Genomic DNA, 12,495 nt, shown 5'->3' on the forward strand with positions numbered 1-12,495 from the left:
CGTTTTAGCACCACAAGGGAATCAGTCGTAGGGACACGGAGGCGAGGTTCGAGAAACGCAGCGCACATGCGTTTGCCAATCCCCAATCCCGATTCCCCAATCCCCGCTACAAAAGCACCATATCATCGCGATGCACCACGTTCTCGCCATAGCTATACCCGAGCACGCTATCGATCTCGCGCGAGTGGCGGCGGGCGATGCGGCGGATATCCACGGCCGAATACTGGCTGACGCCACGTGCCAGGCAGCGCTCGCCGGCGTCGTCGCGCAGGCGGATCTCCACCATGTCGCCACGCCGGAAGTCGCCGTGCGCACCGGCCACCCCGCCCGGCAGCAGCGAGGCGCCCTTGTCGGTCAGCGCGGCGGCGGCACCGGCATCGATCAGGATTGCGCCCGCCTCCACCGGTGCGTGGCGCAGCCAGTACTTGCGGGCGGCAATGCGCGTACGCGCGGCATGGATCCGCGTGCCATGCAGGCGATCCTGCGCCAGGGCGCGCACCACATCGCCATTGCGGCCGTTGAACAGATAGGTTTCGATGCCGGCCGCACCGGCCTTGGCGGCGGCCTCCAGCTTGGTGCGCATGCCGCCGGTGCCCACGCTGCTGCCGCTGCCGCCGGCCATCGCCAGCACCTCGGCAGTGAGCTCGGGCACGTCGTCGAGCGGCCGCGCCAGCGGATTGCTGCGCGGGTCGGCGCTGTACAACCCGTCGATATCGGTGGCGATGAACAAGGCATCGGCATCGACCAGGGCGGCGACGATCGCGGCCAGGTTGTCATTGTCGCCCAGCTTGAGCTCGTCCACCGACACGGTGTCGTTTTCGTTGATCACCGGCAACGCGCCCAGCCGCAACAACTCGCCCAGGGTGGCGCGTGCGTTGAGATAGCGGCGGCGGTTACGCAGGTCGTCGTGGGTGAGCAACACCTGCGCTACCGGGCGCTCGAAGAAGCGCTGCCAGAGCGCGATCAACTGCGCCTGACCCAGCGCAGCCAGCGCCTGGCGCGCGGCGATCGGTGCGCCGGCCTCGGCCGCCCTGGGCAGGATCGCCCGGCCGGCCGCCACCGCGCCCGACGACACGATCACCAGCTCGCGCCCGGCGGCCAGATTGGCCGAGACAAATTGCGCCAGGCCCAATGCGAACCGTGGCGACAAGCCACCGCCATCGGCGGCCAGCAGGCTGCTGCCGACCTTGAGCACTGCGCGTCGCCACGGCGGCAGCGCCTGCTCGGTAAACGACGCAGCAGTGGCGATGGGCGTGCTCATGGCGACGATCTGCTCAGTGCGTGTTCCACTCATGGACGGTCAGCGTGGAGGCATCGCGCAGTACCAGCGGATCACGTGCCACGATCTGCTGCGCCTGCTGCAGGCTGTCCACGTTGACCAGCACGTAGGCGCCACCACTGCCATCGCTGAAGCCGCCGGTCAGCTCCAGCTGCCCGGCCGCACGAAGCGTGTCGAGAAATGCACGATGCGGCTGCACCACATCGGCCGGGAAATCCGGCTTGCGTATCGCCAATACCAGATAGCGCGTCGCCATCAGCCGGCCTCCTTGTCGGGTGTTGCTTCGCTACGGCCGAACGGCGTGGAAATCACCAGAAAGCGTGCTTCCCTCTCGGACAGGTTGTGCATCTGATGGGTGGAACCGGGCGGCACATGCAGGCCCTGCCCCGCGCGCAGCACATGCTGCTCGCCGTCCAGCTGCAGCATCACCTCGCCGGCCAGCACATAGAAGAAATGCCGTGCGCGGCTGTGCCGATGGCGCAGTTCGGCAGCGCCCGGCGGCATGCGTTCTTCCAGCACGCTCAGGTTGGGGTCGCGCAGCAGGTGCCAGCCATCGCTGGCCTCGCCCCAGGGATAATGTTCTGCGCTGTCGGTACTGATCACGGCCATCAGACCAGCGCCTCCCAGCGGGCACGCAGCACGTCCAGCTGCAGGTCCGCGGCGGCGCCTGGCGAGACGCGCGCGGCCAGGCTGCCTTCCGGCGTGCGGCCCTGCCCGGCGGTATCGGCCGATTCCGCCGCGGCCTTGTAGGCCTCGCGGAACGGCACACCGGCAACGGCCGCTTCCACCGCCACGTCGGTGGCGTACATGCCCGAATCGATCGCCGCACGCAGCTTGTCCGGGCGCCATTCCAGGTTGGCCAGCAGGGCCGGCAGCAGTTCCAGCGCCGCCATGCCGCGCCCGAAGCCGTGCACGATGGCGCCCTTGCTGCTCTGCAGGTCGCGGTGATAGCCCGACGGCAGCGACAGCAACTGTTCGATCTCGGTGCGCGCGGCGGCCACGCTGGCGTGGGTGGCGCGCATCAGCTCGATCACGTCGGGGTTGCGCTTGTTCGGCATGATCGAGCTGCCGGTGGTGTACTGCGCCGGCAGCGCGACGAAGGCGAACTCGCCGCTGGTGAACAACGACAGGTCCCAGGCAATCCGGCGCAGGTCCAGCGTTGCGCTGCCAAGCGCCTCGAGCGCGGCCAGTTCGTACTTGCCACGCGAGAGCTGCGCATAGATCGGCGACACCTGCAGCCGTGCAAAGCCCAGCTCGGCAGTGGTGTGTGCACGGTCCAGCGGCAGGTTGACACCGTAACCGGCCGCGGTACCGAGCGGATTGCTGTCCACCAGACGCAGGGTGTCGGCCGCACGCACCGCATTGTCGATAAAGGCCTCGGCCCAGCCCGCCCACCACATGCCGGCCGAGGACACCACCGCGCGCTGGATATGCGTATAGCCCGGCACCGGCAACGCGGCTTCTGCCTGCGCGCGATCCAGCGCCACCTTGGCGATCTCCGCGCCGAGCTCGGCCACGCGCTGCAGCTTATCCTTCAACCACAGGCGGGTGGCGACCAGGATCTGGTCGTTACGGCTGCGCCCGGTGTGGATCTTGCGGCCGGCATCGCCCAGCCGTTCGGTCAGGCGCGCTTCGATCGCAGAATGGCAGTCCTCGTAGCGCTCGTCCAGCACGAACGCACCGCTGCGGAAATCGGCAGCCAGCAGATCCAGTTGCTCGCTCAGCCCGCCCAGCTCCTGCAGCGACAGGATGCCGATGTGCTGCAGCCCCTGCGCATGCGCCTTGCTGGCGGCGATGTCGTACAGGAAGAACTCGCGGTCCAGGATGACGTCGTCGCCGGCCAGGAAACTCTGGATCTTGGCGTCCACCGCCACGCCGGGTTTTTGCCACAACAGATTGGTCATCGGAAAGCGTCTCGAGTAAGTCGTCCAGTTAAATCAACGCACATGGAGGTGCGGGCTCTTGCGAGGGACTCGCATCTTCGAATCCCCGCACATGGATGTGCGGGCTCTTGCGAGGGACTCGCATCATCAGCCAATCGCAGTCAATTCGTCCCAGCCCAACGCCAGGTTGAGATTCTGCATCGCCTGCGTCGCCGCGCCCTTGAGCAGGTTGTCCAGCGTGGCCACGACCACCACGCGCTTGTTGCCCGGCGCCAGCGTCACGCCGCCGATCTGCACGCCATGCCTGCCGGCAATGCGGCTGACCCACGGCGCTTCATCGACGATCTCGATCAGCGGGTCGTCAGCGTAACGCTGCGTGTAGCGCGCCTGGATCTGCTCGCGTGTCAGCGGCTGCTGCAGCCACAGGTTGACGGTCATGGTGATGCCGCGGAAATGCGGCGCCACATGCGGCATGAACTCAACCGGCACGCCGAGCTGCGCAGAGACTTCGCGCTCGTGCATGTGGTTGGTCAGCGCATACGGCATCAGGTTATCGGCCAGCAGCTCGGGGTTGTTCTTGTCCGACGGCGTGGTGCCCGCACCGGAATAGCCGGACACGCCGAAACACTGCGGCGGGCCGGCCAGTTGGTCGAGCAAAGGGGCGATCGTCAGTTGCATCGCGGTGGCATAGCAACCCGGGTTGCTGATGCGCTTCTGCCCGGCGTAGCTACCGCGCGTCAGCTCGGGCAGCCCGTAATACCAGGCCGGATCGAAGCGGTAATCGGCCGACAGATCGATCAGCAGTGTCTGCGGCCTGGCCGCATCGATCGCCGCGACGAAGGGTTCGGCCTTGCCGTTGGGCAATGCCAGGATCACCACGTCGGCGGCCTTGGCGGCCACCGCGTCGGCATCCAGGCTCTCGTAGCGCAATTCGCCACGATACGCAGCGTTGTGGTCGGCCACCGGCTGCCCGGCCAGTTCGCGCGAGGACACGAACAGCAGCTGCAGATGCGGGTGTGCCACCACCAGCTTGATCAATTCCGATCCGGTATGCCCGCGGGCCCCGACGATGCCGATGGTCGTTGCTTGAACAGTCATGCGTTTGCTTCCAGGCGGAACTGCAGGTGGCGTTTGACCCCGGCCCATTCCGTATCGATGATGGAGAACACCACGGTATCGCGCGGTGTGCCGTCAGGGTGACGGGTGTGATTGCGCAGCACGCCGTCCTGCTTTGCACCGAGCCGCGCAATCGCCGCGCGCGAGGTGTGATTGAACCAGCTGGTCTCGAACACCACGCTCAGGCAGCCCAGCGTTTCGAAGGCGTGTTGCAACAGCATCCGCTTGGTGTCGGTATTGACGCCGCTGCGCTGCACGCGCGGCGCGTACCAGGTGTAGCCGATCGACAGCTTGGGCACTGTCGCATCCAGCCCGTAATAGCGCGTGCAGCCGACGATCTCACCGGCCGCATCGCGCACCACGTAAGGCAGCACCCGCCCGTCGGCTTGCGCCGCCAGCGCAGCGCCCACGTAGTCGTCCACCTGCGCCGGTGCCGGCACGCCGGTGTACCACAGCCGCGACAAGGCCCCGTCGCCCAGCGCGCCGCGCAGATCATCGGCATGCGCAGCCTGCAAGGGTTCCAGTAGTGCGTGTTGCCCACGTAACGTGGGCAGCTCGCGCCAAAGCGATGGCAATGCGACGGGCGCCATCGTACTCAGCCCAGCAGCGTCGGCTGGCGCGTCGCGCAATGCGCCACGCAGTGCTGGATCTGCTCGAAGCTCTCCAGCCCGTACCAGAACACCTTCCACTTTTCCTGCTTGATGCAGCCGTCGGACTCGGCGTAGTAGAAGATGTTGACCTGGTTGTTGTGCCGCGAGCGCCAGAACAGTTGCGGGGTTTCCTCGCGCATCACGTTCCACACCGCACGGCCCAGGCCTTCACCCTGCGCATCGTCGAGCACGGCGAACTTGTCCAGGTAGATCAACGCGCTTGCACCCAGCATGCCCTCATCGGTGAGGATCACCGCGGCGCGATAGTTCTCGCTGACGTAGGCGCGCAGCAACCTGGTGTTGCTGAAGTACTCGGGCACCAGCGTGCGGCCGAAGCTGGATTCGATCAGGGTCTTGAGCCGTGGCAGGTCCAGTTCGTCCCAGGAGGTCGCGCGCAACACGCGCTCGCCGCGCCGCACCAGCGTGCCCGAGCCCTTGTGCGTGAACAGCTCCTTGGCCAGATCCGCCGGCCGGGTGATCGATACCGACGATTCCAGCGGCAGGCGATCGAGCAGGTCCTTGATCTGTTCGATCTTGACCCGCATCCCGCCGTTGATCCACGGCTGCTGCATCAGGTGATCGAACTCGGTGGACAGGTTGATCGAATCGATCACCTTGCCATCGGCATCCAGCAGACCGCCGGTGCCGGTGAGGAAGATGATCTTGTATGGCTGCAGCTCCTGCACCAGTTCGTTGGCAGCAAAATCCGCGTTGATGTTGAGGATCTGCCCGCTCGGCGTCTCGCCCAGGCTGGTGATGACCGGAATCGAGCCGGCCTGCAGGCTGGCTTCGATCGGCGCCAGGTTGACCGCCTTGACCTCGCCGACCAGGCCATAGGTGTCGCGATCCAGATACTGCGCTTCGAACACGCCGCCGGTGATCGAGGTCGCACGCGCGCCATTCTGCTGCAGCGCTTCGACCAGCTTGAGGTTGGAGGCCTGGAACACCTTGCGCACGATCGCCAGGGCTTCGGGCGAGGTCACCCGCAAGCCGTTGACGGTCTGTTTTTCGATGCCCGCTGCAGACAGCTCCGCATCCAGCTGCGGGCCGGCGCCATGCAGCACGATCGGGGTCAGGCCCACTTCCTGCAGGAACGACAGCGAGGAGGTCAGCGCGTCCAGGTCGTCGCGCAGCACCGCGCCGCCCACCTTGACCACCGCAAAGCGTTTGGCATCCAGCTGCGAGAAACGCTTGAGGTACTGGCTGATTTCCTTGGCGCTGGCCATGCTCGAAAGCAGGCGCACGATGGTCTGACGGGTCTGTTTGTGGGGCTGTGCGGAGAGGGACATTGCCGTGATCGAAGAGAGGAATGGCCGCGCCAGGCGCGGAACGCGGCTTCAGTTGCAGCCGTTAATGATGCGATGGACCGACTCTGCGTAACGCTGCAACTGCGCAAGCGTCACGAATTCGTCGGCGGTGTGCGCCTGGGCGATATCGCCCGGTCCGTACACCAGTGCGGTATAGCCACCGTCCGAGAACAGCGAGGCCTCGGTCCAGAAATCCACTGCATTGCCGATCGGCAGGTCCAGCGCATCGGCGACATCGCGTGCGGCCAGACGGCGCTCTTCTGCACGCGCGATGTCACCCGACGGCAGGCTTGGCCCGCGGAAGGTTTCTTCGAAATGCGCCGCGAGCGGATCGGCAAATCCGGCAAACGTGGCCAGCAAGCCGTTCACGTCCATCGACGGCAACGGACGAAAGCCGAAACGCAGCTCGGCCGCCGGCGCGATCATGTTGGCCTTGATGCCACCCTCGACGCGGCCGATGTTGAAACGCAGGCCGGTCAGGCCGCCGAAGCGCGCATGCGCCAGCGACTCCACATGCTCCAGTGCCCTGCCGCCCCAGCGCATCGCCTGGTGCAGCGCACTGGCGGATGGATCCTGCTTGCCCGACGCATGCCCGGCACGCCCGGCAAAGCGCATCAGCACCGAGCTGATTCCGCGATGCGCCAGCACCGCCTCGCTCATGGTCGGCTCGGCGACCAGCACCGCCTCATACGGCACTCCGCGCGCCAGGAACGCGGCGATGCAGCGCGGGTCGTTGGCTTCCTCGTCGGAGGAAAACAGGAATGCCGCATCGCCCTGCCCGGCATTGGCCGCCGCCACCAGCGCCGCTGCCGCCCCCTTGATGTCGCAGACGCCCAGACCGATCACGCGATCGTCGGTACGCCGCATCACGTGCGGATCGGCACTCCAGTGCGGCGAATCCGGCACCGTATCCAGATGCACGTTGAACAGGTACTTGGGCGCACCGCGCACCGCATACAGGCTTACCGCACCGGCACCGTGGTCGATCACCTCGACCTGGAACCCGGGCAGCTGCGCGCGCAGATAGTCGAAGATGCCGCCCTCGGCAGCGATCGCCCGCGGCGGGTTGCGGGTGTCGAAGGACACCAGCTTTTGCAGATGCGTCAGTGTGTTGTCGAGCAGTGTGGTCATTGATCGCGTCTTGATTGCGTCGGCCAGAGGGTGGTCGGTCTTTCTAACGCCCCTCTGGCCCTTCCCCCGCCTGCGGGGGAAGGTGCCCGACAGGGCGGATGGGGGCATGCGGCAGGTCGCCCTCATCCGGCGCGATGCGCCAGCTTCTCCCGCACGCGGGAGAAGCAAGATGCCGGCTGCCTGCGGAGCGGTCGCCTCAGCGATTCACCTGCGCATACAGCGTCGAGCTCATCCCGAACAGCTTGATGAAGCCTTCCGCCTCTTCCACGCCCCAGTCGGCCGACTGCGCATAGGTCGCGCCCTTGGTGTTGAGCAGATGCGGCGAACGCACCGCCACCGCATCGACGCGGCCACCGCGGGTTTCCAGCGTGACCTCGCCGTTGACCTTGGACTGCGACGACTTCAAAAACGCCTCGATGTCGGTCTTGAGCGGATCGTGATAGAAGCCTTCGTACACCAGCTCCACCCACTTGCGCGCCACATCCGGCTTGAAGCGGTTCTGCTGCTTGGTCAGCACCGCATCTTCCAGCGCGCGGTGCGCGGTCAGCAGCGAGATCAGGCCGGGCGCTTCGAACACGATGCGGCCCTTCAACCCGATCACGGTGTCGCCGGTATACACGCCGCGGCCCACGCCGTAGGGCGCGAACAACTTGTTGAGCTGGGCCAGGATCTGCTCGCCGGGCAGCGTCTTGCCGTTAAGCGCGACCGCCTCGCCTTCGACGAACGTCAGGGTGACGGTCAGCGCTTCGGCCGGCCACTCGCTGCGCGGCGCGCACCAGCCACGCGCACCTTCACCCGGCGCTTCCCACCGGTCGATCTCGCCGCCGGACATGGTCAGCCCAAGCAGGTTCTCGTTGATGGTGTAGGCCTGCTGCTTGGCGCGCACGCCGAAGCCGCGCTCTTCCAGATACTTCTGCTCGTAGGCGCGGGTCTGGGTGTGCTCCCTCTGGATCTCGCGGATCGGCGCCACGATCTGGTAGTCGCCCAGCGCCTTGACCGCCAGATCGAAGCGCACCTGGTCGTTGCCCATGCCGGTGCAGCCGTGGGCGATGCTGCGCGTGCCCAGTTCTTCGGCGCGCTTGAGCGCGGCATCGACGATCAGGTACCGGTCGGAGACCAGCAGCGGGTACTGGCCCTGGTAGCCTTCGCCGGCCCACACGAACGGCTTGACGAAGCCCTGCCAGATGGCCGGACCGCCATCGACGGTGACATGGCTGGCCGCGCCCAGCTCGGCGGCGCGCTTCTCGATGAAGTCGCGTTCCTCCGCATCCACGCCGCCGGTATCGGCGAACACGGTGTGCACCGCATAGCCCTGCGCCTGCAGATACGGAACGCAGAAGCTGGTGTCGAGGCCGCCGGAGAAGGCGAGAACGATATCCTTATTTGTGCCGGGATTGGAGAGTGGGGATTCGGGATTGGTGGAAGCGGTCTGCTGCGACATGGGGGTCTCTTTAGAAGTTGACTAGGTTGGGTCGGGAGCCGGGTTCGCCGTTGCGAATCCCAAATCCCCAATCACGAATCCCGGCTGCCCTGGCCCACCAGGGCAGCCATGATCGCCTTCTGCACATGCAGGCGGTTCTCGGCCTCGTCGATGGCGATACAGTTGGGCGAATCCATCACCGCGTCGGTGGCCTTGACGTTGCGACGCAGCGGCAGGCAGTGCGAGAACACGCCGTTGTTGGTCAGCGCCATCTTGCGTTCGTCGACGATGAAGTGCTGGTACTGGTCGCGGATCGGCTTTTCCGGCTCCCAGTTACCGAAGAACGGCAGTGCGCCCCAGCTCTTGGCATACACCACGTCGGCGCCGGCATAGGCGCTGTCGATGTCGTGGCTGACCTGTAGCGAGCCGCCGCTTTCGGCCACGTTCTGCGCCGCCCAGTCCATGTAGCGCTCGTCCAGGATGTAGTCCGGCGTCGGGCACAGCAGGGTCACGTCCATGCCCATGCGGGTGGCGATGGTCAGCGCGGAATTGGCCACCGCGGTGTTCAACGGCTTGGGGTGATAGGTCCAGGTCAGCACGTACTTCTTGCCGCGCAGATCCTGGGTGCCGAAGTGTTCCTGCAAGGCCAGCGCGTGCGCCAGCTCCTGGCACGGGTGGGTGATCGTCTCCATGTTGATCACCGGCACCGGCGAGTACTTGGCGAAGCTCCTGAGCACCTGGTCCTCGCGGTCCTTGGACCAGTCGACGAACTTCGGGAACGCGCGCACGCCGATCAGGTCGACATAGCGGCCCAGCACGCGCGCCACTTCGGCGATGTGCTCCTCGGTGTCGCCATCCATCACCGTGCCCAGATTGAACTCGATCGGCCAGGCATCCTTGCCCGGCTGCAGCACCACTGCATGCCCGCCCAGCTGGAACGCGCCCAGCTCGAAGCTGGTCCGCGTGCGCATGGACGGGTTGAAGAACACCAGCGCGATCGACTTGCCCTTCAGCTCGCTTCCCAGCTTGTTACGTTTGAACAACGCGGCCTGGGTCAACAGCGCGTCCAGTTCGGCGCGGCTCCAGTCCTGGGTGTTCAAGAAGTGCTTCAGTGACATCGATCGGTCCTTGTGCTGCGTGCTTCTGCTGCGTGGTCCGCCAGGAGCGACGGGGTGCGCGACATGCGCGTTTCTTGCGGTTGAAACTTTTGTGACGTCAAAACGAAAAAACCCAGCCTCAGGGCTGGGTTTTCAACAGCGGAACAGCCAAACGCTCCGGTTACCCAGCGAAAATGTGGGATTCCGGTCGGCGGGCACGCGAGGTCATGCCGGAGGCCATCCGGGCGGCGCTGGTGTCGTGCTGAAAGGCGTTTGCGTGCATAGGGCGCGAATCCTCGCATGCATGCGGGTACGGCGCAACCGCTGCGCGACTCAGCGCGGCGGCGCGACGATGGCGTCGGGGATGTAGGGGGTGACCGACACACGGATGCGCAGCCGGTTGCCCGGGTCTTCCGGCAGCCGCGAGCGGTACTTGGTGCCCTTGTAAACGTAGTCCACGTCGAAGGCGATCGGCCGCCGGAACTCGCGCGGCACTTCCACCACCCGGCAGTTGCGCCGCGTGCTGGTCGGTGGCACTGCCATCGGCACGGCGGCCGGCTCGGGGCGCCGCGAGAACATCTCCTTGACCGAATCCACCATCCGGTTGATGCGGCCTTCGTCCTCGGCCGGCACCACCGGCGCGACCGGCTCGGCCTCGCACTGCTCTTCGATGCGGGTGGCACGCAAGGTCTGGTAGACCGGCTCGACGTTGAGCACCTGCGCGTAATCCAGCTTCACGTTCTCGATCACCACCACCCTGTTCTTGGGATCGGTCTCTGCCGCATGCGCTGACGGTGCCTGCCAGGCGAACACACACAGCAGCAGGAAGAACGGGGAAGGTCGCATCAGTACCAGGGGGGCGGAGCGAAGCAATACGTAAGTGTATGGAGCTTGCGATCCCTTGGGCTGAACGCAGCCCATCCGGTCACCGGCATCGTGGTAGGCAGACGGCTGGTTCGCCATCCCGCCGCGACCGGCTAGAATCGCCCGGTTATCCTTTTCCAGATGCCGATGAGCCTGCGCCTGCACAACAACCTGACGCGGCGGGTCGAGCCGTTCGCACCGCTCGATCCGTCCAGCCCCACCCTGTATGTGTGCGGCCCCACCGTCTACAACTACGCGCATATCGGCAACGCCCGCGGCCCGGTCGTGTTCGATGTGCTGGCCGCACTATTGCGGCGGCGCTTCGGGGCGCTGCGCTACGCGCGCAACATCACCGACGTGGACGACAAGATCAATGCCGCCGCGCAGGCGCAGGGCGTGCCGATCTCGACCATCACCGACCGCTTCGCGGCGATCTATCGCCAGGACATGGCCGCGCTCGGCGTGCTGCCGCCGGACATCGAACCGGAAGCCACCGCGCATATCCCGCAGATCGTGGCGATGATCGAGCAGCTGATCACCAATGGGCATGCCTATGCCGCCGAGGGCCATGTGCTGTTCGCGGTGGCCAGCTTCGCGCACTACGGCAAGCTCTCGCGCCGCGATCCGGACGAGATGCTGGCTGGCGCGCGCGTGGACGTGGCGCCGTACAAGCGCGACCCGGGCGACTTCGTGCTGTGGAAGCCGTCCAGCGACGAGCTGCCCGGCTGGGACTCGCCCTGGGGCCGCGGCCGCCCGGGCTGGCATATCGAATGCTCGGCGATGGCCGCCGCGCACCTGGGCCCGACCATCGACATCCATGCCGGTGGCGTGGACCTGCAGTTCCCGCATCACGAGAACGAGATTGCGCAGAGCGAATGCGCACATGGCGGCGCCACCTTCGCCCGCTTCTGGCTGCACAACGGCATGCTCAATTTCAGCGGCGCCAAGATGAGCAAGTCGCTGGGCAACATCGAGACCGTGCACGACCTGATCGCCAGGCACCCGCCCGAGGCGCTGCGCTACGCGCTGCTGAGCGCGCATTACCGGCAGCCGCTGGACTGGTCCGATGGCTTGATCGAACAGGCCAAGAACACGCTGGATCGGCTGTACGGCACCGTGCGCGACCTGGCCGCGGCCGAGCACGCCGCAGGGATCGCCCCCGCGCCGCCGGCCGCGATTCCCGACGAGGTGGAGGCCGCGCTCGACGACGACCTCAACACCCCGCTTGCGCTGTCGGTCATCGCCAGCATCGCCTCCGAGGCCCGCGCGCTGCGCACCCAACTCGCGCATGGCGGCGACGCACCGGCAGGTGTTGCCGCGCTGTCCGGGCTGAAGTCGCGGCTGCTCGGCGCAGGCCTGGCACTGGGCTTGCTGCAGCAGGATCCGGCCGCCTGGTTCTCGCGCGGCACCGACGCCGGCGACGATGCGCGCATCACTGCGCTGGTCGAAGCACGCAATGCCGCGAAGAAGGCCAGGGATTTTGCCCGCGCCGATGCCATCCGCACCCAGCTGGCCGACGAAGGCATCGTGCTGGAAGACACCCCGCAAGGCGTGCGTTGGAAGCGCGCATGACCCTCTTTCCTTCTCCCGTCGGGAGAAGGTGCCCCGCAGGGGCGGATGAGGCTGCGAGCGAAGCCACATGTGCCTTCCTTGAGGTAAGGGCGACGCCACCCGCATCGAATTCCAGCGAGGCGTCACCCCTACCCTCACCCCCACCCCCCGCTCCGCGCCCCGGCCCGTGCTGGCGG

12 protein-coding genes are annotated in these 12,495 nt (G+C 66.4%); 1 reads left to right on the top strand and 11 read right to left on the bottom strand.

What is annotated here, in order from left to right; translation table 11 throughout:
* Nucleotides 1-106: 106 nt before the first annotated feature.
* The 11 genes from proB to EO170_RS21060 form a co-directional block, all read right to left on the bottom strand.
* Nucleotides 107-1,261: a glutamate 5-kinase gene (gene proB / locus EO170_RS21010; RefSeq protein WP_126947878.1), complete on the bottom strand. Its 1,155-nt coding sequence runs from the start codon at nt 1,259-1,261 to the stop codon at nt 107-109.
* A 13-nt stretch (nt 1,262-1,274) separates the two neighbouring features.
* Complete coding sequence (locus EO170_RS21015) at nt 1,275-1,535, bottom strand: YciI family protein (RefSeq protein WP_126947880.1); 261 nt, start codon at nt 1,533-1,535, stop codon at nt 1,275-1,277.
* Entirely contained in the window at nt 1,535-1,888 is a 354-nt protein-coding gene (locus EO170_RS21020) for a cupin domain-containing protein (protein WP_164739245.1), read from the bottom strand. The genes EO170_RS21015 and EO170_RS21020 overlap by 1 nt, the downstream gene beginning before the upstream one ends.
* Nucleotides 1,888-3,183, bottom strand: coding sequence for an argininosuccinate lyase (locus EO170_RS21025; protein WP_126947882.1), 1,296 nt, complete (start codon nt 3,181-3,183; stop codon nt 1,888-1,890). The genes EO170_RS21020 and EO170_RS21025 overlap by 1 nt, the downstream gene beginning before the upstream one ends.
* A gap of 126 nt (nt 3,184-3,309) precedes the next feature.
* Nucleotides 3,310-4,260 carry an N-acetyl-gamma-glutamyl-phosphate reductase gene (gene argC, locus EO170_RS21030; protein ID WP_126947884.1) on the bottom strand — a complete coding sequence of 317 codons (951 nt, stop codon included), beginning with the start codon at nt 4,258-4,260 and terminating at the stop codon, nt 3,310-3,312.
* Nucleotides 4,257-4,868: a GNAT family N-acetyltransferase gene (locus EO170_RS21035; RefSeq protein ID WP_104649090.1), complete on the bottom strand. Its 612-nt coding sequence runs from the start codon at nt 4,866-4,868 to the stop codon at nt 4,257-4,259. The genes argC and EO170_RS21035 overlap by 4 nt, the downstream gene beginning before the upstream one ends.
* A 5-nt stretch (nt 4,869-4,873) precedes the next feature.
* Nucleotides 4,874-6,217 carry an acetylglutamate kinase gene (locus EO170_RS21040; protein ID WP_119128682.1) on the bottom strand — a complete coding sequence of 448 codons (1,344 nt, stop codon included), beginning with the start codon at nt 6,215-6,217 and terminating at the stop codon, nt 4,874-4,876.
* A gap of 48 nt (nt 6,218-6,265) precedes the next feature.
* Entirely contained in the window at nt 6,266-7,366 is a 1,101-nt protein-coding gene (locus EO170_RS21045; protein WP_126947886.1) for an acetylornithine deacetylase, read from the bottom strand.
* Between the two features lie 196 nt (nt 7,367-7,562).
* Nucleotides 7,563-8,807: an argininosuccinate synthase gene (locus tag EO170_RS21050; RefSeq protein ID WP_126947888.1), complete on the bottom strand. Its 1,245-nt coding sequence runs from the start codon at nt 8,805-8,807 to the stop codon at nt 7,563-7,565.
* A gap of 71 nt (nt 8,808-8,878) precedes the next feature.
* On the bottom strand, nt 8,879-9,904 hold the full coding sequence (locus EO170_RS21055) for an N-acetylornithine carbamoyltransferase (protein WP_104586076.1): 1,026 nt from the start codon (nt 9,902-9,904) through the stop codon (nt 8,879-8,881).
* Between the two features lie 312 nt (nt 9,905-10,216).
* Nucleotides 10,217-10,708 carry a hypothetical protein gene (locus EO170_RS21060; RefSeq protein ID WP_164739250.1) on the bottom strand — a complete coding sequence of 164 codons (492 nt, stop codon included), beginning with the start codon at nt 10,706-10,708 and terminating at the stop codon, nt 10,217-10,219.
* 186 nt (nt 10,709-10,894) lie between these two features.
* Between EO170_RS21060 and cysS the strand changes: the two genes are divergently transcribed.
* Nucleotides 10,895-12,319 carry a cysteine--tRNA ligase gene (gene cysS, locus EO170_RS21070; RefSeq protein WP_164741125.1) on the top strand — a complete coding sequence of 475 codons (1,425 nt, stop codon included), beginning with the start codon at nt 10,895-10,897 and terminating at the stop codon, nt 12,317-12,319.
* Nucleotides 12,320-12,495: the final 176 nt, after the last annotated feature.

Origin of the sequence: Xanthomonas sp. BRIP62409 (assembly GCF_003992965.1) — a bacterium.
GTDB lineage: Bacteria > Pseudomonadota > Gammaproteobacteria > Xanthomonadales > Xanthomonadaceae > Xanthomonas > Xanthomonas euroxanthea.